This is a genomic window from Paenibacillus pinihumi DSM 23905 = JCM 16419 (assembly GCF_000422505.1).
Classification (GTDB): Bacteria; Bacillota; Bacilli; order Paenibacillales; family Paenibacillaceae; genus Paenibacillus_D; species Paenibacillus_D pinihumi.
On the sequence record NZ_AULX01000019.1, the window covers coordinates 106,293 to 129,008 of the forward strand.

General features: G+C 48.0%; 16 protein-coding genes and 1 pseudogene. All 17 read left to right on the plus strand.

Annotated elements, in window-relative coordinates; all coding sequences use genetic code 11:
- Positions 1 to 6 precede the first annotated feature (6 nt).
- The 17 genes and pseudogenes from H583_RS0105490 (at position 7) to H583_RS31975 (ending at position 22,379) form a co-directional block, all read left to right on the plus strand.
- On the plus strand, positions 7 to 876 hold the full coding sequence (locus H583_RS0105490) for a methyl-accepting chemotaxis protein (RefSeq protein ID WP_028559599.1): 870 nt from the start codon (positions 7 to 9) through the stop codon (positions 874 to 876).
- A 344-nt stretch (positions 877 to 1,220) separates the two neighbouring features.
- Positions 1,221 to 3,176, plus strand: a complete 1,956-nt coding sequence (locus tag H583_RS0105495) for an AraC family transcriptional regulator (protein ID WP_028559600.1) — start codon at positions 1,221 to 1,223, stop codon at positions 3,174 to 3,176.
- A 401-nt stretch (positions 3,177 to 3,577) separates the two neighbouring features.
- Positions 3,578 to 4,600, plus strand: a complete 1,023-nt coding sequence (locus tag H583_RS0105500; RefSeq protein ID WP_028559601.1) for a LacI family DNA-binding transcriptional regulator — start codon at positions 3,578 to 3,580, stop codon at positions 4,598 to 4,600.
- A 132-nt stretch (positions 4,601 to 4,732) separates the two neighbouring features.
- Entirely contained in the window at positions 4,733 to 6,910 is a 2,178-nt protein-coding gene (locus tag H583_RS0105505) for a DUF6259 domain-containing protein (protein ID WP_245585850.1), read from the plus strand.
- Positions 6,911 to 7,007: 97 nt separating this feature from the next.
- On the plus strand, positions 7,008 to 8,363 hold the full coding sequence (locus H583_RS0105510) for an extracellular solute-binding protein (RefSeq protein ID WP_028559603.1): 1,356 nt from the start codon (positions 7,008 to 7,010) through the stop codon (positions 8,361 to 8,363).
- Positions 8,364 to 8,472: 109 nt separating this feature from the next.
- Positions 8,473 to 11,412, plus strand: coding sequence for an extracellular solute-binding protein (locus tag H583_RS0105515; protein ID WP_051236020.1), 2,940 nt, complete (start codon positions 8,473 to 8,475; stop codon positions 11,410 to 11,412).
- Positions 11,413 to 11,492: 80 nt separating this feature from the next.
- Positions 11,493 to 12,365, plus strand: coding sequence for a carbohydrate ABC transporter permease (locus H583_RS0105520; RefSeq protein WP_245585851.1), 873 nt, complete (start codon positions 11,493 to 11,495; stop codon positions 12,363 to 12,365).
- Between the two features lie 4 nt (positions 12,366 to 12,369).
- Positions 12,370 to 13,248, plus strand: a complete 879-nt coding sequence (locus H583_RS0105525; RefSeq protein ID WP_028559606.1) for a carbohydrate ABC transporter permease — start codon at positions 12,370 to 12,372, stop codon at positions 13,246 to 13,248.
- 18 nt (positions 13,249 to 13,266) lie between these two features.
- Positions 13,267 to 14,730 carry a hypothetical protein gene (locus H583_RS0105530; protein WP_028559607.1) on the plus strand — a complete coding sequence of 488 codons (1,464 nt, stop codon included), beginning with the start codon at positions 13,267 to 13,269 and terminating at the stop codon, positions 14,728 to 14,730.
- Complete coding sequence (locus H583_RS0105535; RefSeq protein ID WP_028559608.1) at positions 14,711 to 15,331, plus strand: Yip1 family protein; 621 nt, start codon at positions 14,711 to 14,713, stop codon at positions 15,329 to 15,331. Before H583_RS0105530 ends, H583_RS0105535 begins: the two co-directional genes overlap by 20 nt.
- A 19-nt stretch (positions 15,332 to 15,350) precedes the next feature.
- Positions 15,351 to 17,942 (plus strand): DUF5696 domain-containing protein, encoded by a 2,592-nt coding sequence (locus H583_RS0105540; RefSeq protein ID WP_028559609.1) that lies wholly within the window; start codon positions 15,351 to 15,353, stop codon positions 17,940 to 17,942.
- Positions 17,943 to 18,842, plus strand: a complete 900-nt coding sequence (locus H583_RS0105545) for a carbohydrate ABC transporter permease (protein ID WP_028559610.1) — start codon at positions 17,943 to 17,945, stop codon at positions 18,840 to 18,842. It begins immediately after the preceding gene.
- A gap of 14 nt (positions 18,843 to 18,856) precedes the next feature.
- Positions 18,857 to 19,849, plus strand: coding sequence for a carbohydrate ABC transporter permease (locus H583_RS0105550; protein WP_051236022.1), 993 nt, complete (start codon positions 18,857 to 18,859; stop codon positions 19,847 to 19,849).
- A 629-nt stretch (positions 19,850 to 20,478) separates the two neighbouring features.
- Entirely contained in the window at positions 20,479 to 20,853 is a 375-nt protein-coding gene (locus H583_RS37945; protein WP_051236023.1) for an aldo/keto reductase, read from the plus strand.
- Positions 20,835 to 20,909: pseudogene (locus H583_RS37950) on the plus strand (hypothetical protein); the annotation flags it as partial. The gene H583_RS37945 and the pseudogene H583_RS37950, both read left to right, overlap by 19 nt.
- A gap of 6 nt (positions 20,910 to 20,915) precedes the next feature.
- Positions 20,916 to 21,053 (plus strand): hypothetical protein, encoded by a 138-nt coding sequence (locus H583_RS37955; protein ID WP_342663514.1) that lies wholly within the window; start codon positions 20,916 to 20,918, stop codon positions 21,051 to 21,053.
- 390 nt (positions 21,054 to 21,443) lie between these two features.
- Positions 21,444 to 22,379 carry a CPBP family intramembrane glutamic endopeptidase gene (locus H583_RS31975; protein ID WP_051236025.1) on the plus strand — a complete coding sequence of 312 codons (936 nt, stop codon included), beginning with the start codon at positions 21,444 to 21,446 and terminating at the stop codon, positions 22,377 to 22,379.
- Positions 22,380 to 22,716: the final 337 nt, after the last annotated feature.

A 22,716-nucleotide genomic window follows, 5' to 3' on the forward strand; every position in this document is an offset into this window, starting at 1 on the left:
TCAAGGATGAGCAATGTTAAAGAAGAGCAAGCACAGCATGAGTTGGTCGGAGCTTTCGTAAAGATAGCGCCGCTGCTGCAAAATCTTACGAATGATGATATTACAATTGGCATTTATGACACGGAGAAGCTGATCATCAACATTCCGGGCAAAACGTTCTCTCTGAATGTCAGCCCCGGCGACCCGCTAGTGGAAGGGGATATCGTGTACAACGCGATTCGGAATAACACGGCTCTGTCGGCTCTTGTTCCAAAAGAATTGTTTGGATTTCCGCTTGCTGCACGCGCCATCCCGCTGCATGACGAGCAGGGGAGAGTCATCGGTGGCGTAGGTATGGGGACTAGTCTCGAGAAAGCGAATAAATTGTTTGAGATGGCGGAAAGTTTTTCAGCTATTGTAGAACAGACAACGGCGTCCATTGAAGATATCAGACAGTCCGTGTCACATCTTACCAACAGTGTGTCGGACGTAACGCATCAAATGAAGGACGTCAGCTCCAGTGCACAGGAGATAGACAAGATTTCCTCGGTAGTCAAGCAAATTTCCGACCAGAGTAACCTGCTGGGGCTCAATGCTGCCATTGAAGCGGCAAGAGCCGGCGAAGCGGGCAGAGGCTTCTCCGTCGTTGCGGATGAGATCCGGAAGCTGGCAACGAGCTCCAAAGAAAATGTGAATCAGATTAATGAGGTTACGAACAATATTCAGGACCTCTTACTTCGCTTAAACCAGGCTTTTGCTGACATTAACAAGTTAACAGATAGCCAATCCGAAGCCATACAGGAATTTGCTGCTACGATCCAAGAGATTAGCGTGAAGTCAGAGGAATTGGCTCAGGTTGCTGAAGAGTCACTTTTTGCAAAACAGAACATGGAATAGAATAAAAGCAGCAGGGAAGAAGAAATACAGTTTTGTATTTCTTCTTTTTGGTGTTTGGCCGTATCCGTAAGGGGAAAAGAAGAAACCAGAACGGTCGATGCGTGCGCCTCTTGAGGAATATAGTCTAAACTCCCCAATCACTGTAGTTCCATCTTTCACAAATTTACTTGTATATGTAACAGTCGAATCCTAAAGATGATGTTTCTTACCGTTGAACAGTTCAGGGAAATTTCTTACTAGCTTTCATAGGTCATACAAAATACTAGTTATGAGAATCAATTTCAATTATAATGAGGTACAGTCTCAATGGATAGGCAATTTTTTAGTAGCAGGAAGTGATGGGTATGAATTGGGATGAACATCTGTTGCTGTGGAACGAAGCTAATGTCAAGCTGCTCGACATTAGACATCAGTCGTTGGCACAAGGAGACGAGCTTCGCAGTTACAAGCTTCCATCCAATGCTTTTCTGTGGGTGACATACGGACGCGGGCGGGTGATGCTGGACGGAGTTGGTTATGCCATCGATGGCTTTCATTTGCTTCACGGCGGCAAAGGCATGAATCTGGATATTATCTCCTCAGGGGATCGCCTCGAATATGATCTTATTATGTACAAGGCGCTGTTAGCTGTCCCGGGCAACCGCTACGTGGACCGCTTGTTAAAACGCAGCAATCCTTTCCAAATTCAATATGGATTCACGCCTCATGCTCCGCTTGCCCTCCATTCAAAATTCGAGATCATGGAACAAAGCTGGCGCAAGCTTACGCTGTTGGACAAGCTGTATGCAAAAGCTGTTCTTTATCGATTTGTACATGAATGCCTTGGTCAGATGGCAAGGCAGGAGCTAGGGGTGAAACGAGTTGACCTTGTGTCCCGAGCTACACATTACATAGAGACTAGCTATTCGGAAGCCATTACGGTTCAGGGTCTGGCCGAGCTGTTCGGATGCAGCTCCAGTTATTTGTCCCGTTTATTCAAAAAGCAGCTAGGAATAACGCCTAATGAATATTTGATCCAAGTTCGTATCGGGCATGCCAGCAGGCTGTTGACAGAAACGAAGGCATCTCTGCAAGAAATTTCATCGAGCATAGGATATTTGGACGTCTACTATTTCAGCCGCGTGTTCAAAAAACAAACCGGTGTACCGCCGCTGCGCTATAGATCACTGGCAGCACAGAAACCGGTTCAGAAAAATCCATTCAATAGTTCAGAACAAGCTATTGTCCCTCGCAAAGCTCACAGCTATAATGATAATTATTCTCATTATGAAAAAGAGGGAGATTTAACGATGTACAAAGATTTGAAGCTGTCAGCAGGCGCAGTGATGCTGCTCTGCATGACTTTGTTATTCAGTGGTTGCGGGGCTTCAACAGGTTTCAATGATTCATCCGTTGCAGTTGGCTCTCCAGCAACTGCCGCACAGGAGCAACAGCATACAAAGAAGGTTAATCATATGATGGGAGAAAGCGAAATTCCAGTCAACCCGCAGCGCATAGCCGTGAACGGGCTGGAAGACATTATGCTTGCGCTTGATGCTCCGATGGTTCATGCCCAATCCATGAAGGGACAATACTTGTATGAAACACTGCAAGCAAAAAAAGTTCCGTCCGTCTACACGCCAGGCAGTTTGAATTTTGAGTCCATTCTCAATTCTAAACCTGATTTGATTATTGCCAATCTTTTGGCCTCGGATACAGAGTCATATAAACAGCTAAGCAAAATTGCCCCGACTATCGTCTATGATCGCAGCGACTGGAAGGCGTCCATAGCTGCGATCGGCAAAGCACTTGACCTCGAAGAGAAAGCTCAGTCTGTCATTCAAGACTACGAGGAAAAGTTGCTTAAGGCTAAAGAGGCTATTGTTGCAAAAATAGGGGCTGATCGAACGCTAGCTTTTATCCGGCCATCGCAGCATGATGTTCAACTATTTTTTCCGGCTTTCTCCTATACGAGCATCGCTTACAAAGATTTAGGTTTGACACTTGAACCGATGTTGGCAAGTTTGCAGGATAAAGAGGAAGAAGGAGCTTGGGGGATAGAAGCATCGCTTGAGACACTGCCTGATTTGACCGCGGACTATTTATTTGTCACGGTAGGCGGCTCGTTTGATTCTGAGGTTGAAGCGCAGGCTGCTTTAAAGGAAATGAATGCAGTGGAAGAGCTGAATGCATGGAAGTCAATTCCTGCGGTTAAGCAAGGACATGTGTACAAGATGTCATCCAGACATTGGATGCTGAACGGACCTACAGCAGACAGTATGAAAATCGACGATGTACTCGCTGCCTTTGATTTACAATAATTCATAGTATTATGGGGAGGCAATTGGTTACAGGCTATACGAAAAAATGCTCCCATCCCACTGCCCACTACTTGATGCAAGCTTGCAGCGATCCAACTTCAATAATGTCTTCATCTGCAGATTTTTATGTTATTGAAGAAGGTTTTATAAAGACCTGCCAAGCGTTAACTATGATCAGGAAACTTCGGTCACAGTTAACGCTTCTTTTTGCGCTGATTATAAGTCTTATTCATTTTCTTAAATCAATTGTTGCCGTTTGAAATGAATTTTTGATGAAACGTTTCATTATTTTTATTGACAGATGAAAAGGATGAAATTATAATCAATTTATTCTGAAGTACAATAATTCAAATGAAATAATGATAAAACGTTTCATTAAACTATGAATAACAGGAGAACAAATGGAAGAGAGCTCAAAAATAACGATTAAATCGATCGCCAGGGAAGCAGGCGTGTCGATCGGTACAGTCTCCAATGTGCTCAATGGAACAGGCCGTGTAGCGGAAGATACGATTCTTAAAGTGAAAAAGGTAGCCGAGGCACTGAAGTATACGCCCAACAGTTCAGCAAGAAATTTGCGGGCCCAAAAGTCGCATCTTATTGCTCTGATTGTACCTTTTCTTGAGAAATCCACCATTCATGATTCCCCGTTTTATTGGGAACTGGCAACCAGCATCGAGGCGGGGGCGAGGGATCATAATTTGCATGTCTTGCTTACCGGACTTGATAAAGATCAGGATGTCTCCTTTGTGCGTGACCGCAATCTGGACGGTGTGATTGTAATCGGTACCAGTGATGAATCTCCGCTCGTTGCCCAGCTCAAAGGTTATGGCGTGCCCTTCGTTGTGCTGGACAGCTACTTGTCCGACCCCGAGGTCTTTCAAGTGCATCTGGATGACAGGATGGGCGGTTATGTCGGTGCCAAGCACCTCATTGATTTAGGACACCGGAGAATTGCGTTCATTACAGATTTGCTGCTGGACCGTGGGTTAAATTATAAACGGTGGCTGGGCTATAAGACAGCATTGGAAGAGCATCAGATTGAGTACGATCCGAATTTGATTATCGAAAGCGGCCTGACCTTCGACGGAGGTTATCATGCTGCCCAGCAGATTTTTCAAAAAGACGGGGACGTAACGGCAGTGTTTGTCCTGTCTGACGTAACAGCTATCGGATTAATTAAAGGATTAACTGAACTGGGGTACTCCGTCCCGGGTACAATTTCGGTATTGGGATTTGACGATATCCGTTATACGGAATATTCTTCTCCCCCTTTGACAACGATCAACCAGAATATTATTGATAAAGGCCAACGGGCCGTACGTCTGCTCCTGGATCAAATCGAAGGCGTGCCCCCAATTCAGAAAAATATCGTGCTTCCCATCACGTTAAAGGTAAGACAGAGCACGGCAAGAAACCTGTAAGAGCAACACATTGGACCGGGCCAAACAAGAAGGGAGGTGTACCCTATTTTCTGTGCTTTATATAAGCGCATATTCCTGCTTTGTCTTTCAATCCTCATAATACTTGCGACAGGATGTGAATCCCAATTGATTATGGACCAAAGCGATCAAAGTTATATCCGATTTAAAAACAAATTCTACGAGATCAGCTTTTCAAAAGTTACTGGTGAAATCGCATACATAATAGATAACACGACAAAACAACAAATCTCTTTGGGAAATAAGGAGGGGAAACTATGGGAGGCCACTCTATCCGATGGAGAGACACGAAGCAGTCATACATATGTAGGCGCTTTCAGTTATGAGTTCGACAAAAACGATTCAAAACTGACCTTTCAATATGACGGTGAGTTGTCTGTAACAGTGGTGGTCGAGCTGACCGGGGGACATGAACTTTTGATGCAGGCTTCTGTTCATAACGGGTCGGATAAAGTGCTGGAGAAGTTCAGCTTCCCGCATGAGCTGACTGTCGATGCAGAAGCAGTTGAGGATGGTCTGGTTCCGATGCTGCCTGGCGCGCTTCTCACAAGGGGATTTTTCGACGCCAAACGGACGTTCAGCGCACTGTACCCCGGTGTAATGTTCGCAGATTATATGGGGTTACGCACGGCGCATGGCAATTTATCCGTTTATGGTATCCGGGGGGATACTGTACAGCCTGTAAACATCGGTTTCCGTCTCGAGGGGGATAGCGATTCGGATAAAGCCCGGATCATCCGGGAGTTTCGGACATATGGGAAGGAAGAGTGGATTTCTCCCCGAATTGCAATCCGCGTCGGGCAGGATTACGGGGACACGATTGCAGGCTACCGGTCAGATAATAGATTTGACAAGTTTGAGAATCTGGCGGCTAAACTGGGGGAGAAGAGCGAAGCCTACTTCAATTCTGCGATGTATAAGCTCGATCTGGAGCGGTTAGGGCTTTCATTCAACGAGTTGAAGACAGAGGTCGTGGACCAAATTCAAATTCCCGGGATGATCCACCCGGTTGCCTTCCAGCAGCAAGGGCATGATCAAAGCTATCCGGACTTTGTTCCTCCGGATGCGAGATGGGGTACAGTGGATGACTTCAGAAAATTTACAACGTATGCCCAGGAGCGCGGAAACCTGGTCGTACCGTATACGAACTTCTCCTGGTGGGACGGGGAATCCCGTTACATGGCCGGTTTGTCACCGGAAGCCCTTCAGCAAGCGACGGTGAAAGGGGCGGACGGCTTGCCGGCAATGGAGCAATATGGACCGCACCAGGGTTACGTTGTCAATCCGCATGATGAATATGTGAAACAGACGATTTCAGAACAGCACGGCCTGCTTATGAAGGAAATCGGGATGGATGGCATATTCGAGGATCAATGGGGGGCGCGGACGGCACCGATGGACTACCATTTCGCACAGGCTCCAACGAGCGGATATGATCCGTCGACAGCTTACTTTGAAGGCGTTCTGGACCATGCGCGCAGACACAAAGATAACCTGCTGATGACAGAGGTCGGCATCGATATGCTGGCGGAGCATGAAGTCGGATTTATGGGCACTAATTATTTGTGGGATATAGCCGGCTACCGCAAGGAGACAGCAGACTTTACACAATACTATCCGATGATCGGAATGCTTGCCCGTGACAAAGTATTGCTGTATCAGCATGATCTGGCTGCGGATACATGGACGGATGACAAGGAGATGTTCCGCTGGAATCTGGCCCAGGGCTATCAATTTAGTGGTGAAATTGCCAGTCCCTCCAGTCTGGAATTCGATTCATGGCTTCAATTAATCGGTGTTTTCCAAAAATATGCGTTGTCCCGTTATGCGGATGAGTTGGTGACAGGCTTTGAGCGGGTGGCTCCGGATATCACACAAACAAAGTTTGAAACCTTCCAGGTCGTAGCGAATTGGAACGAGGAAGATGCTTACCCATGGGAAGAGCATGTCATCTCCAAGGGAGGGGCGGCTCTTGCATCAGCGGATGGCACGGTTACAGGCGGGGTGTTTGACGCCTACAACGGTGTGCCACTCGACACCGGAGAGCATTACTTGTTGGAAGTCCGGTCTCAGGATGAGGTAAAGGTATTCCAGCCTGTAGGATGGGCAACATCACTATCGGTCAAGCTTCCGAAGTCATGGAACAGTGGCAGCGTAATTTCTTACACCTGCGACGGTGAACAGATTGGGAAAGTAGAGTCGCATTCCGACGGTGACATGATTACATTCAAGTACAAATCCCTACATGAGCAAACCAAGGTAGGATATTATACTATCGTCAAGGAACATTGATCAATAGAGGTTGACGTGATCTTAATGGATTGCCCCGGTTCTCTTTTGCCGGGCAATTCATTCAGATAAAAACAAAGATAAAAGGGAGGCAATTTCAGTGAACAAGGCAAAAATGTTTTTGAGCCTGGGGTTAGTGCTCGCGCTTGTATTTGTTGCAGCGTGCAGCGGAGGTTCCAAGCCGGAGGCGACGCCACCGCAGGCAGCAGAATCAACGACAGAACCAGAGTCTGTTCCGGCGGGTGAAGAGACACCTGCTTTTGATCTGGGTGGGGATAAAATCAAAATGGCAATGTGGTGGGATGGTGCTCCGGCAGCAGGAACAGAGCTTGGAGACCGCAATGTAGCCAAACATGATGAAGTGAAAAAGAAATTTAATGCGGACATCGAGTATATCACCATCCCATGGGGAGAGCTGGAGGAGAGATTGACCTCAACTGTTATGGCGGGCGAGCCGTTTGCAGATATGGTTCGTCTTGACCTCAAGTGGATTCCGGGACTTGCTGCCGGCGGCTACTTAACACCACTCGATGATTTTACAGATGTGGGCAAGGAATCTCTGCTTCCGGAATCGGTCAAGCAGGTCGGCAAGTTTAACGGATTGCAGTACGGCTTTGTCGATTCCTTTAACCCGAGCAGCGGTCTGGTATACAACAAGCGCATGTTTGCTGAAGCCGGCTTGCCTGATCCTTATGAATTGCAAGAGAGGGACGAATGGACCTGGGAGGCATTGCTGAATGCGGCGAAGGCGCTCACCAAGGACACCAATGGCGACGGTAAAATCGACCAGTACGGTCTTAGCTTTGACCAGGCGGTTTTAGCCGAGCATCTGATTCTTTCCAATAACGGACGAATCGTCGATCCGGAGAACGGTAAAATTGCTTTCGATTCTGCCGAATCGATGGAAGCGCTTCAATTCATGAATGATTTGTACAATGTGCATAAAGTAGTCAAGGCGAACGAAGGCAACAATTGGCTCGACCCGAAAAACTTCTTTACACAAGGCCATGTCGCAATGACCCAGGCTGGAGTATGGGAAGGCGAAGAGCGTATGAAGACGATGACGGATGATTGGGGATATGTCTTCTTCCCGAAAGGCCCGAAAGCGGCAGACTTTGTTGTGCCGGTAACGATTGCCGATATGTACTTCATTCCAAAAGGCGCGCCCCACGCCAAAGAAAGCTTTGAAATGTGGAAGGAGCTTGTTCTGTGGGATACGCAGGAAGAGAGCTATCAAGACTTCCTGGAGGCCAACCTGCCGGATGAAAGCTCGATCAACACAGCGAAACGAATGATGGACAAAGGAGTTTTTGAAGGCTGGAGAGGCTATCGCTTCGAGGGCGAATTCATTGATGCGGTGGTCAATATTACCAGTGGAAAAGAGCCTCCGGCAACTGCTGTAGAACGAATCAAGCAAGTGGCACAAAACAAGATGAACGAAATACTGAAGAAGTAATCAAACAGTGAATGCAAGAGCCCTGCTGAATTGATTTCACTTATGCGGTTATCAATGGAATGGGCTCTTGTTTTTCCTGATTACGTATCATGAGGAGCGTTGCAATCGGATGAGAAATCTGCTGAATCGACACAGTCGTCATCTTGGTGTCGTCCTCCTGTTCATATCGGTGTTGACGCTTTCTGTCGGCCCGGTCATCAGCCATGAGTTATTTGCGCAGGGAGCAAGCCAAACGGCCAGGCAGGCTGAGGAGATCGTCTCCTTCCGCAAGGACGGATATGATCATTACATGCGTACATACGAAAATCATCCAAGACCGCAAGAGCGAATCGTCATAGAGGCGGATTCATACGTGCATGCGGAAGGAATGACGGTACAAACGCTGCCTGAATTTGAAGGAGCCGCATCTCCATCGATTCTGACGGAGGAGACAGGTTCTGTCAGTTGGGAGGTAGATGTCCCAAAGGCCGGGTTGTATAACATTCGTCTGAGATACTTCCCGATTTCCGGGAAGAGCTCAGCCATTGAGCGGGAGCTGTTAATCGACGGCAAGTCCCCATTTGAGGGTGCACGTACGCTTACTTTCTCCCGGGTCTGGGCCAATGCGCGGGAGAAGATTGTACAGGACAATCGCGGAAATGATCTCCGGCCCGGCCAGGTAGAGAAGCCGATCTGGATAGAAGCGACATTCAGGGACCACCAGGGCTATTACAGTGAGCCGTACCGTTTCTATTTGGATGAGGGACGGCATACCCTTTCGCTGGTATCTTCAAGAGAACCGATGGTAATCAATCAACTGGTACTGTTCCAGGAAGAAGAGATTCTGTCCTACGAGCAAGTATATCAAGTCTATGAGAACCAGGGCTATCAGCCAGCGAAGGATGTACTGCTTAAAATTCAAGGAGAAAATGCCGTCATCAAGTCTGATCCGACACTATATCCGCTCAATAATCGCAGCAGTCCCTCAGTCGAGCCTTATGATGTATCCAAGATTCGGATGAACACCATTGGCGGCTTCAACTGGCGTATGCCATCCCAATGGCTGGCATGGGAAGTGGAGGTTGAGGAAGACGGTTTGTATGAGCTTGGCCTGAAATATAAGCAAAATTTTCTTCGGGGCCTCTACTCATCCAGGAAATTGTACATCGACGGCAAGGTGCCGTTTGCTGAAGTTGAGGCGATTCCATTTGAATACAACGATTTGTTTCAAATGAAATCGCTTGGGACAAAAAAACAGCCATTCTTATTCTATCTATCAAAGGGCAAGCATGAAATCAAGCTGGAGGTTACGCTCGGCTCATTATCTCCCTTGCTGCGCCAGGTGGAGTCCAGCGTCCTGGAGCTGAATTATATTTACCGGAAAATTCTCATGGTCACAGGACCCATGCCCGACCGGCTTCGTGATTACAATCTCGACAAGCAAATTCCGGATATGATCGATGTATTCACCCGGCAGAGCGAGCAGCTTGCAGAGGTTGCAGCTACGCTGAAAGAGCTGACTGGCGAGAGCAGTGACCGGGTAGCGATCTTGAACACGATGGTTCATCAGCTTAACGGGATGGTGAAAAATCCGGAATCGGTACCCCGTCGACTGGACACATTCAAGGTAAATGTCGGCGGACTCGGCACATGGATTTTGCAAACGAGAGAACAACCGCTGGAGATTGATTATCTCGTTGTCTCTTCCCCGGACCGCAAGCTGCCAAAGGCGGAAGCGCCTTTATTTCAGCGGATGATGCACGAGGTGTCGGCGTTCTTCCACTCCTTCACGGAGGATTACGACAGCATCGGCAACGTAGCTGACAGCGGACAAGCGGTAGAAGTGTGGATTGGAGCCGGCCGGGACCAGGCCCAGGTTTTGAAGGCCATGATTGATGATACGTTTACACCGCAGACCGGCATTGATATTAACTTGAAGCTGGTCAATATGGGCGTGTTACTGCCGGCGACTCTGTCGGGGCAAGGGCCTGATGTTGCGATGCAAATCGGCAATGATCTCCCGGTCAACTATGCGAGCCGGAAGGCCGTGCAGGATTTGACCGTATTCCCGGATTACACAGAAGTAGCAGGACGTTTCAAGGAGAGTGCGCTTATCCCTTATACCTTTCAGAATGGGGTCTATGCGCTGCCGGAGCAGCAATTGTTCAGTATGCTATTTTACCGGAAGGATATTCTGGAGGAGCTTGGGCTGAGCGTTCCGCAAACCTGGGATGATGTATACGAGATGATTCCCGTGCTGCAAAAGCACCATTTGGAGTTTGCGTTACCGCTCGCGCAGCCTGCGCAGGGTCAGGTCGCTGTTAATCTTGAGCCGAATCAGGCATTTGCGATGATGCTGTACCAGACAGACGGTGAGTTTTATTCGGATAATCACCAGTTCAGTGCTTTGAACACGGAATTGTCCATGCAAGCCTTTAAGAAGTGGACAGAGTTCTATACCAATTACAAATTTCCGCTCCAGTTCGATTTCCCGAACCGCTTCCGCACAGGCGAGATGCCGATTGGCATCGCTGATTATACATTCTACAATCATCTGTCGGTTTCGGCGCCAGAGATTAAAGGCTTGTGGGACTTCGTTCCCGTTCCCGGCATCCCTGCTGCTGACGGCTCCATTCGTCGCGATGTGGCAAGCGGAGGCAGCAGCGTGATCATGCTGGACAGCAGCAGCCAGAAGGACAAGGCCTGGGCGTTCATGAAGTGGTGGACCAGCAAGGAGGCACAGGTGCGGTTCGGCCGGGAGATGGAAGGCTTGATGGGGGCGGCTGCAAGATATCCGACGGCGAACGTAGAGGCATTGGAGCAACTGCCTTGGCCGGTGAAGGATTACATGGCTCTGAATGAGCAATGGGAATCCGTCCGGGCGATCCCCGAGGTTCCGGGTGGATATTTTACGGGCAGACATCTGGATAACGCCTTCCGGGAGGTTGTCACGAACGGTATGAATCCACGCGAAGCGCTGTATGATTATGTTCGCTATATCAATGAAGAAATTACGCTGAAACGCAAAGAATTTGGCCTGCCGGCAGAAGGGGAGGACACGGCTTCATGAAATCATCGGATGCACCTGTTGTTGCTGCAAGCCGCTCCGTTCACAAAGAACCCGGCAAGCTGGCGATCTTGTTGAACGATATGAGGCGGCAGAAGCATTCTTATATTCTGCTGGCTCCTTACTACCTGTTGTTCTGTATGTTCACAGTTATTCCGGTCATCTTGTCTCTGGTAATTAGCTTTACCTACTTCAATATGCTGGAATTTCCCCGGTGGATCGGCTGGCAAAACTACACCCGGCTGTTTTTGGAGGACGATGTTTTTCTGATCGCCTTGAAGAATACTTTGCTCTTCGTTGTCATTACCGGGCCGGTGAGCTATATCATGTGTTTTATTTTTGCCTGGCTGATCAATGATCTGTCGCCGAAAGTCAGGGCGTTTGTTACGCTGGTGTTTTATGCGCCGTCGATTTCCGGGAATATTTATTTTATTTGGCTCATTATTTTCTCCGGGGATATGTACGGCTACTTCAACGGCTTTCTGATGAAAGCAGGATTTACCGAAGAGCCTATATTATGGCTTCAAGATCCGAAGTATGTCCTGGCCATTATTATGGTTGTGCAGGTATGGCTGAGCCTCGGTACCAGTTTCCTGGCCTTCATTGCGGGCTTGCAGAATGTGGATCATACCTTGTACGAAGCGGGTGCTATCGACGGGATTAAAAACCGCTGGCAGGAGCTTTGGTATATTACTCTTCCGTCGATGAGGCCTCAGCTCATGTTTGGCGCCGTTATTCAGATTACGTCTTCATTCGCGGTAGCGGACGTCTCAATGAATCTGGCCGGCTTCCCAAGTGTGCAGTACGCTGGCCATACCATTGTAACGCATCTGATTGATTACGGCTCGATCCGTTTCGAGATGGGTTATGCATCGGCGATTGCCACAGTTCTCTTTGCCATTATGCTCGGTACCAATTTACTCACTCAAAAACTGCTGAGAAAGGTAGGTGAATAACGGCATGAGATTCGTGGCAAGACTCGCTTCCCTGCGCCTGCAAAGTAAAGTGAACCGATCGGTATGGGGAGATTTGCTGTTATTCCTGTTTCTTGCAGTGTTCGGTGCTTTCATGGCGTTGCCGCTCGTGTATTCCATCAACAACGCATTCAAACCGCTGGATGAGCTTTTCCTGTTTCCGCCGCGGTTTTTCGTAAGAAACCCGACCATGAGCAATTTTACGGATTTGTTCCATCTCTTGTCGAACTCCTGGGTTCCGTTTTTGCGGTATGCCTTTAATACGGTGTTTATTACCGCCGTTGGAACAATTGGTCATGTGCTCTTGGCATCTGCAGCGGCCTTCCCGCTGGCCAAGCATAAATTCAGGGGCAATAAGATTTTGTTCAGTGTTATCGTGCTGGCGTTAATGTTCTCGCCGCATGTAACGGCCATTCCGAACTATATGGTGATTGGACAGCTTGGCTGGATTGACACGTACTCGGCTATTATTATACCGGCGTTCGCATTTCCGTTAGGGCTGTATCTGATGAAGCAATTCATGGAGCAAATTCCGGATGCGCTGATGGAAGCAGCGAAGATTGACGGGGCAAGCGAGTACCGTATTTTTTGGACGATCGTGATGCCGCTCGTGAAGCCGGCCTGGTTGACCCTGACGATTTTACTCTTCCAGATTTTATGGGGCACGGACGGGGGAACGATGATCTACAGCGAGAAACTCAAGACGCTGAACTATGCGCTCGGCCAGATTGTGTCCGGGGGAATTGCCAGGGCCGGGGCGGGGGCGGCTGTTGCTTTGCTGCTGATGTCTGTACCGATTTTGCTGTTTGTCTTTACACAGTCCAAAATTATTCAAACCATGGCAACCTCCGGCATGAAGGAATAAAGGGAAAGGGGGAGGGACATGACCAACAAAATAGGCTTGCTCATGCTTGTCCTTTCACTGGCTATATCTGGCCTGTATACGCCAGTTTCGCATGGCGCCTCTCAGCAGGGCTATACGTATTCGTACTGGGGAGAGGCCGTGCCCGCACCGGCAGCCTACGTGCCTGGCCGGGTAATTGACGGTAACAGCCTGGGCATTGGAGCTTTTAATTCGCCAGTCGACCTGTTCGTGGATGAGAAGAATCAAATCTATGTGCTCGATTCAGGGAATCACCGGATCATCATCATGAATGCGGCCTGGGAGCCTATTCGCGTTATCGATTCATTCCAGCGCAACGGGGTGCAAGACCAATTCCGCAATCCGCAAGGAATATTCGTTACCGGGAATGGCGCTATTTATGTAGCTGATACGGATAACCGCCGAATTGTGGAGTTGCGGCAGGATGGCAGCTTCGAGCGTGAAATCGGCGCTCCCGTGTCAGATGTGCTTCGTCAAGGATTTGAATATTTCCCGATGAAGGTAGCTGTTGATAAAGCCAATCGTGTCTATGTCGTCGGCAGGGGTGTATTCGACGGGCTGATTGAATTTGATGCTGACGGGAAGTTTACGAAATTTACAGGAGCAAACCGCGTCAAAGTTGACGTTCTGGATTACTTCTGGAAAAGCCTGTCTACACGAGCGCAGCGTGATCGGTTGGAACAGTTCATTCCGGTGGAATTCAGCAACCTCGATCTGGATGACGGTGGCTTTATTTATACGACGACTTCCGAGCGGAACTCGCTCACTCCGATCAAAAGGCTGAATCCGAGCGGCATCGACATCCTGCGGAGGGAAGGCTACTATTCGCCGCAGGGCGATTTGCAGTATACCTTCGGCACCAATGGCGGAAGCTCGATTTTTATGGATATTGATGTGAATGAATACGGGATGTACAGCGCACTGGACATCAAGAACGGACGCATCTTCACTTACAGCGATGATGGGGATCTGTTGTATGTATTCGGGAAGATCGGCAAGCAGGCCGGCACATTCAAGGTCCCTGTTGCTATTGAGCGGATCGGGGATCAAATGATGGTGCTGGACCGTGATATGAATCAGATTACGGTATTCGAGCCGACGCAGTTCGGGCAAAGTGTCAATGAGGCGGTAAGGCTTTATTACGAGGGACAGGAAGAGCAGTCTGCCCGGGCCTGGGAAGAGGTTCTGCGCACCAATGCCAATTACGAGATTGCTTACATTGGCATTGGCAAAGCGCTGCTGCGCCAGGAACGAAACCAGGAAGCGATGGAATATTTCAAGCTGGGCATGAGCCGCACCTACCACTCCAAAGCCTATGAGCGTTACCGGAAAGAAGTATTGCGGGACAAGCTGGGCCTCTTTCTGACCGGCGCATCCGCACTGGTGCTGCTTGTAATGGTGTACCGTTTTGTGAAAAGAAGAAGGAAAGCGAGGCTGGATGCCTATGTCCATCGAACTCCTTAAATATCCGTTGTATGTCATTTTCCATCCGTTCAACGGATTTTGGGAACTCAAGAATGAAAATAAGGGCAAACTGGCAATCGCCTTGTCGTTGTTGTTCATGCTGGCAATCAGCAACATTATAAAACGTCAAATGGCTGGCTTTCACGTCAATTTTAACCGGCCTTCGGAACTGAATAGCCTGGATGAATTAAAATTTGTAGTTCTCCCGTTCCTCTTATGGTGTGTGGCGAACTGGTCGCTTACGACCCTTATGGACGGGGAAGGCAAATTCCGGGATATCGTCATTGCCACGGGCTATTCCCTGGTGCCGTTAGTTTTGATCTACATTCCGATTACAATTATCAGCAACTTTATTACGCTTAAGGAAGCTCCCTTTTATTATTTGTTTGAGAGCATAGCCTTGTTGTGGTTTATATATCTGCTATTTGTAGGGACCATGAACGCGCATCAATATACGGCAGGCAAGACCGTCATAACGATGCTGTTAACGCTTATTGTGATGGGGATTATTGTTTTTCTGGGCCTGCTGTTTTTCAGCCTGGTGCAGCAAATCGTCAATTTTGTCTCGACGATCTATTATGAAATTATTTTCCGCGTATAGGACAGGGGGTGTACGAAGCATGAACCGCTATAAAGTTTTGTCCGGTGTGCTTGTCATCGCCGTTCTGGCGAACCTGCTGCTGCTGGGAACAGTCTTGGGCAATGAGTATCCGGCCGCTTCAGGAACATCATTATCAGCCGGGGAGGCGGAGGCTGATAAAGCCCGGAAGGCACTTATACCCGATGTTGGGGCCGATGCCATAACCGATGCTATGGCCGATGCGGTGACCGGAATGCAACAGGTGGCCGAGAATGAATTTTTAACCTTATATTTTCAACCAGAAACGACGGAAGTGGCTGTTAAAGACAAGCGGACGCAAACGCTATGGCGGACTAATCCGGAAGACCGGGAGCAGGATGCGCTGGCCGCCGGACCGAACAAGACCAAACTCAATTCACAGCTTGCCATCGCCTATTATAACGAGGCTGGACTGGTCAAAGAATATGACAACTTCAACGATAGCATACGCAGCGGCCAATTCGAGACAGAGATCAAGGACGGTGCGGTCAAGGTGCGCTATGCACTGGGGGACATGTCCCAGGGCATTGATGTGATTCCCAAGCGGATTAGCGTCATGCGGATGAAAGAGAAAATATTAAACAAACTCCAGGACGAATCCGTTCGCAGAGACGTACTGAAGCGGTTCAAATTAATAGAGGCCGAGCAGGTCTATGAACGGCGGGATAATGCCATTCAGGAGGTACATCTGAAACGGCTGATGAACGTCTTTGCAGAGACGGGCTACACCATGGAGGAGCTGCAGGAGGATAATGCGGCGAACGGTTTTGCAGCGGACCAGACGGAAGAGAAGCCGTTGTTCCATGTCTCTGTTGAATACCGTCTGGACGGAGATAATCTGCTTGTGACTGTTCCGGGAAATGAGGTGGCGTCACCACAGTCGTATGTTCTCCAATCCCTCCGCCTGCTTGAATATTTCGGCGCGGCAAATCAGAGCAAGCAAGGCTATATGTTCGTCCCTGACGGATCGGGAGCACTAATTTACCTGAATAACGGAAAGTTGAAAGCCGATCCTTATCAGTCGTCCCTCTATGGAATGGACAATAGCCGTTACCGGAAAGAACTCCGGCAATTTGATGAATCCTCACGATTGCCTGTGTTTGGCATGAAGCAGGATGACGATGCCTTCATTGCCATTCTGGAGCAAGGCGACGCACTCGGCACAATCGAAGCGGACGTGAGCGGAAGGCGTCATGCCTACAATACGGTCTATTCCAGCTATCAATTAGCGGCGAAGGATGAACTGACACTGACTGGAAACGCGACTACGCAGACTACGCCGATCTTTCAGGCAGAGCGTTACCAGGGGGATATCCGGATCCGTTACGGTTTCTTATCCGGGGACCAGGCGGATTACTCGGGGATGGCTGCCTATTATCGCAATTATTTGGTAGAACAGCATCAATTGCAGCGATTGCCGGATGCCGGATCGATTCCCTTCTTTTTGGAGCTGGTCGGGGGCATCACCAAACAAACCTCTTTCCTAGGCATCCCATACCAGTCACTTGAGCCGCTTACGACCTTTGAACAGGCCAGACTCATTCTGGAGGAGTTGCAGGCTGGCGGGGTAGAGCAGGTAAAGCTCAGGTATACGGGGTGGTTCAATCAGGGTGTCAGCCATAAGCCTCCAAGCAGTGTCACAATCGATAAGCAATTGGGCGGGGCAGGCGGTTTTAGCGAACTGGCCGATTATACAGAGGCGCGCGGCATCGGACTGTACCCGGATGTGGCGTTTCTGAACATTTACAAGAATACGTTCACGTTCAGTCCTTCGAAGGAGGCCGCCAGATACATTAACCGGAGCCCTGCCAAGCTGTATCCCTATTCGAGAGCTACCTATGAGTGGGACAAGAAGGCCAGTCCATATTACGTATTGTCGCCCAATGCTCTGCCATCTTACGTAGAACGCTTCCTGAACAGCTTCAGTAAATATCGGACTGAGGGCATTTCATTGCGGGATATGGGCTATGAGATCAATGCGGACTATCGTGATTCCCTTGTGCTGGACAGGCAGGAAGCCAAGGACATCATTGCGGGCCAGATGGCCGTCATACATGAACAGGTGAAAGATGTGATGGTAATTGGAGGCAATGCAGCAGTGCTGCCTTATGCAGCCAGTATCTTGTATGCGCCGCTAACGTCCAGCAGATTTGCCATTGCTGATGAAAGCGTGCCATTCTATGAGATGGTAATCCATGGGTATATCGATTATGCGGGAGAGCCGCTGAATGTGATGGAAGACCAGAATGTCCGTAAAAATATGCTGAAGCTGCTGGAGACCGGAGCCAGTATTCACTATCAATGGTATTACGCTCCGTCTCATGCGGTAAAGGATACGGCATTCAACCATATGTACGCTTCCCATTACGGAGACTGGATTGGAGAAGCCAAGCAGCTTTACCAGGAGTTGAACCCGATTCTCAAGGAGCTGCGTTCACAGACGATCAAACGCCATGAGAAAATTCAAGAGGGTGTATTCGAAACCCGGTATGATGGGGGTTCATCCTTTATCGTGAACTATAACAAAGCGGCGGTGACCGTTGATGGAAAACGTATCGAAGCGGAGAACTACATCAGGAAAGGGGAAGCATAAATGATTAAAGTCCGCTTAACACAAGAGCAGAAAAAAGGCAGAATGGGCGTATTGTTTCTGGCTCCCTGGCTGATTGGCTTCCTGTTATTGTTCGCCTTGCCTATTGTGGAATCGCTCAAGTACAGTTTGAGCCAGTTGGAGCTGACGGCAGAAGGGATGTCGCTTCACTTCATTGGCCTGGAAAATTTCAAGACCGCTTTTCTTGAGCATCCTGCTTACAACCGCATCTTAACCGAGTCGATCGTTGATATGCTGGTCAACGTGCCGTTAATTATTTTCTTCAGTCTGTTCTCTGCAACGTTGCTGAACCAGAAATTCAGGTTCCGGGGCCTTGCCAGGGCAATCTTTTTCCTCCCTGTTATTTTGGCTTCAGGCGCTTTGCTGGGTGTCGAGGGCGGGGATATTATGCAAAGCGTCATGCAGTCAGCCAATAGTGAGCAAGGGGGCAATCTCTCGCTGCTTCAGAGCTTTGAACTGGAACGTATGCTGATCCAGTCGGGAGCCAATGAGTCGGTTGTCGCTTATCTGACTGATGCGGTGAACCGGATTTATGAGATTATCAGCCGGTCAGGGGTGCAAATCCTGATCTTTCTGGCAGGGCTCCAGTCGATCTCTCCGTCCTTGTATGAAGCAGCCAGAATCGAAGGCGCGACAGGGTATGAAGCCTTCTGGAAGATTACTTTCCCTGTCATCAGCCCGCTGATTCTGACGAATCTTATTTACTCGATAATCGATGCGTTCTCCAGCAATAAGATGACGCGGCTTATACAAGAGACGGCCTTCAAAACCTTCGACTTTGGACTCAGTTCGGCGATGTCGTGGATTTACTTCATGTGTATTTCGGTCATTTTGTTTATCCTGTACATGCTGATTGCAAGGAAAGTATTCTATTACGATTAACAAGGGGGAGCCAAGTGAAACCTGTAGTTCAGTTCAAGCAGCCTGCTGTCCGCAATAAATGGGCCTCCCGGGTGGTTACAGCCTTTTTGTGGAAGCTGGTACGGTTCGTACTGCTCATTGGAATTTCATATGTGATTGTGTATCCGATTTTGCTGAAGATTTCGATTGCGTTCAAGGATAAGAAGGACCTCTATAACAGTACAGTTGTATGGATTCCAAAACATTTCACGCTGGATAATTTTCGCCTCGTGCTGCAAGTGATTGATTATCCAAAGGTGCTGCTTACCTCTGTTCTCTTGTCAGGGGGGACGATGCTGCTTCAGATGATTACTTGCGCGCTTGCAGGCTATGCCTTCGCCAAGCTGAAATTCAGGGGCAGCAATATCCTGTTTATGCTCGTCATTTTTACTATTCTGGTGCCGCCGCAGACGATAATGGTTCCGACCTATGCGTTGTATAAGAACTTCGATATTTTCGGTATTTATGAGCTGATTACGGGACGTCCGGGTGTGAATCTGATTGGCACATATTGGCCCTTCGTTTTGTCATCGGCACTGGCAATGGGCTTAAAGACCGGGCTGTTCATCTATATTTTCAGACAGTTTTTCCGGGGAATTCCCAAAGAAATCGAAGAGGCAGCCTATATCGACGGCGCCAGCATACTGACCACTTTCTTTCGTGTCATGCTGCCTAATGCGGTTCCCGCCATTGTGACGGTGATGCTTTTCGCATTTGTATGGCAATGGAATGATACGTATTTCACGACGTTAGTACTCATTAATCCGGATCTGATGGCTGTAAAAGTATCCACAGTTGCGGGCCAGATTGCGTCGTACCTGGCCTCGGAAGCAGGCATTGCCACGAGTACAGGGAACGTAGACCCGTTTTATTTATCCATGCTGTCTAATACATTGATTTTGATGGCAATCCTGCCCCTGATCATCATGTATTTCTTTGCACAACGCTATTTTGTTGAGAGTGTGGAACGGACGGGGATCGTAGGCTAGGAATGCTAAAATAAGCCTGTGGCAGCTTGTCCTTAAGGGCGGATGTCATAGGCTTTTTTGTGTTTATGTGGTGATCTAGTACTTGGCGTATTGGCGGATTAGAATATGCTATCGTCCTTCATGCAATAAACAACACGTTCCTTTTTCTTATCACAGTAGTCATTAATTAACTACTAAACAATAATTGATTAGTAATCGTTTGCGCAAGAAAGACTTTGGGGGTTATAGCTATACAGGCAGACTCTTTCGGATTCTGAGAAAACATAAAAACCCGCGAAACACCTTGATTTTACAAGGCTTTTCGCGGGTTTTAGGTGCGACTCCATTTAATGGTCTTGATTTTCTTTCCCGATGTATTATCCATCTGTACCTTATGATAAGCTATTTACATTCAGGGCATTAACGGTTTGGTTTGACATCATCTTCGGGTACTAAAGAATGCTGGCATCGTAAGCGTACATAAGGAGGGAACTAAAAACTATTATCGACTAAATGCTAAACACGCAATGCTGAATTTACGCAGTTTGATTGACCAGGTCTTGCTGCTATGTGAATAAACGATTCATCATGTAAAGGAGCATAAACATGAGTCATTTCATTGAAGCTGTCAATGGGTTGAAATTCCTCAATTGGGATTTGGAGTCTACAAAATCAAGCGAGATAGCAGTTTTGAAAAAACCATTAACGAGGCGATTTATGCAGGATATCGCCATTTTGATACAGCTCGCATTTACGGCAGTGAAGAAGCATTGGGCCAGGTTATCAGTAATAGCGGTATAGCCAGAAAAGAGTTTTTTCTAACCTCCAAAGTGTGGACAACGGATTTGGGGTATGAACAAACTCTGCGGGCTTTTGAAAAGAGTTGTAAAAAGCTGAATACGACATATCTTGATATGTTTCTCATTCATTTCGCCGGCCCCCATTTTGTTGAGTCTTGGAAGGCTTTAGAGAAATTATATATCATCAAAAGACGGTTGGACAAGTTGTGTTACGGTGGCATTTAAATCGTCATACAATCATCATTCCGAAGTCTTCGAATCCTCAACGTATAAGGGGAAATATGGATGTGTTTGATTTCAATTTGAGTAATGAGGAAATGCAGCAAATTGCTAAATTAGATACAGGAAAAAGATATTCTGTAGACCCAAAAGGAATCCAGGTCAACCCGATTTATGTAAGTCTGGCAAAGCTGTTTTTAAAATAGGATGCACGATCGTTGTGAAAACGAAAGTTCTGAACACCGCGCATGAGCTGTGACCCGTAAGATGGACATCTTTTCAAAGTGTCCATCTTACGGGTTTTTATGTCAACAATGAATCTAATTCATAGTTGTCCAGGCAAATCCAATCATACCTGGGCATTTTGGCTATGACTCTTTATTCAAAGCAATGCTTGTGCCTGACGCAACGTCATGCACTATACTGATGTTAGAAAGGGGCTGAGAAAGAGAAGTGAAAAAATATTTAGGAGGAGCACACTGGGTTTTGACAACAACAGCAATCAGCCAATTCACGCTGTACAAGCCTTCTCAGAGGTCAATGAGAAACTTGACTTGATACTAAAATGCTTTAAAAGAAAATAGAGGTGATTTTTAATGGCAAATCAAACTGGGCGAGGGACGGTGGCTGTGCCGGAAGAGGTACCCTACCATCGCGTACTCATAAGCGACAAACGTCGCATAGCACGTGGTATTTTCGCTATTTTGCTCCTCATCGGCGGGATGTTCTTTTTTATCTATACGATCACTTTTATTTCAAGCATAATTGACGCCCAAGTCTTTGGGCGGGTTAGTCCGTTAGCTGGGGGTACGGAATACACACCGGTTTTCGCGGCTGGGATCTTTCTTTCGGCTGCTATGCTCATCCCGTGGAGCATGTTGTTACTGCGCTGGCTCTATGGCGTGAAAGGATCTATACTGCACTCGGTGCGCTCATCCTTCCGTCCAGCCGTTTTCGGCCGTGCGGTGTTGCTTATTGTTCCGATCTGGACGGTCTGCATGGTCATCTTCCACATGCTCGAGCCATACACCACTACGGAATGGCATGTCAATGATCTGCTTGCTGTCTTCGCAATTTCTGTGTTGCTGGCGCCGCTTCAAAGCGCAGGGGAGGAATATGCCTTTCGGGGATTTATATTCCAGGTTGCCTCCAGTTGGGTCCGAAGTCCAAGGGCGTCGCTTATCGTCGGAATCGCTGTCTCGAGTGTGGTGTGCGCCATTATTCACTTATCGACCGACCCGTGGTTCAACCTGTATTACATGGTTCTCGGCATTACCTTTACGTTGATAACCTGGCGTACGGGTGGCCTAGAGTACTCAATTGTTTTACATGCCGTTAATAACACGCTTTACTTCGTTATCGTGTTGTTGCTAAACGTCGATTTGTTGGGTGCCGCCGACCGATCGGTTGGAGCGGGAACGCCGCTATATCTTCTGCAATGTGCCGCGGTTATCCTCATCACTGCAATTGTATGGTTCACCACTCGCCGAACCGGACCAGAGCTGACTCCTCGGAAAAAGAACTTCGAGTAATTAGCGATACTTTAAAAATAGCTCTTACAGGAAGTTTTGCTGGTTGAGGTTTGGGGAATTAGGACTTCAGTTGCTTCCTTATCAAGGCTCGATATCTTTCGCTCCGTTCTTTTGTTAATGAAATATTTCTGTAATCCTAATGGATATAAAAACCCGCAAAAACCTTAATTTTATAAGGCCTTTTGCGGGTTTTAAATTTTTAGTTTCCATTTGATGAAGTATGGCGAAGCAAAAACGCTAAATTCTGTTTTACGTCCAGCAGGGGTGTCATCTCAAGGGTGAAAGCCCCGAACGAGGGCTGGCGAACGCCTGCCGCTAGCCAAGTACAATGGTGTCC

Bases quoted from the DNA above. Each gene is read 5' to 3' on its own strand.
- H583_RS0105545 (WP_028559610.1), top strand. From the start codon at position 17,943: ATGATTAAAGTCCGCTTAACACAAGAGCAGAAAAAAGGCAGAATGGGC.
- H583_RS0105500 (WP_028559601.1), top strand. From the start codon at position 3,578: ATGGAAGAGAGCTCAAAAATAACGATTAAATCGATCGCCAGGGAAGCA.
- H583_RS0105525 (WP_028559606.1), top strand. From the start codon at position 12,370: ATGAGATTCGTGGCAAGACTCGCTTCCCTGCGCCTGCAAAGTAAAGTG.
- H583_RS0105515 (WP_051236020.1), top strand. From the start codon at position 8,473: ATGAGAAATCTGCTGAATCGACACAGTCGTCATCTTGGTGTCGTCCTC.
- H583_RS0105505 (WP_245585850.1), top strand. From the start codon at position 4,733: ATGGACCAAAGCGATCAAAGTTATATCCGATTTAAAAACAAATTCTAC.
- H583_RS0105520 (WP_245585851.1), top strand. From the start codon at position 11,493: ATGAGGCGGCAGAAGCATTCTTATATTCTGCTGGCTCCTTACTACCTG.
- H583_RS0105490 (WP_028559599.1), top strand. From the start codon at position 7: ATGAGCAATGTTAAAGAAGAGCAAGCACAGCATGAGTTGGTCGGAGCT.
- H583_RS0105495 (WP_028559600.1), top strand. From the start codon at position 1,221: ATGAATTGGGATGAACATCTGTTGCTGTGGAACGAAGCTAATGTCAAG.
- H583_RS0105535 (WP_028559608.1), top strand. From the start codon at position 14,711: ATGTCCATCGAACTCCTTAAATATCCGTTGTATGTCATTTTCCATCCG.
- H583_RS31975 (WP_051236025.1), top strand. From the start codon at position 21,444: ATGGCAAATCAAACTGGGCGAGGGACGGTGGCTGTGCCGGAAGAGGTA.
- H583_RS0105540 (WP_028559609.1), top strand. From the start codon at position 15,351: ATGAACCGCTATAAAGTTTTGTCCGGTGTGCTTGTCATCGCCGTTCTG.
- H583_RS0105530 (WP_028559607.1), top strand. From the start codon at position 13,267: ATGACCAACAAAATAGGCTTGCTCATGCTTGTCCTTTCACTGGCTATA.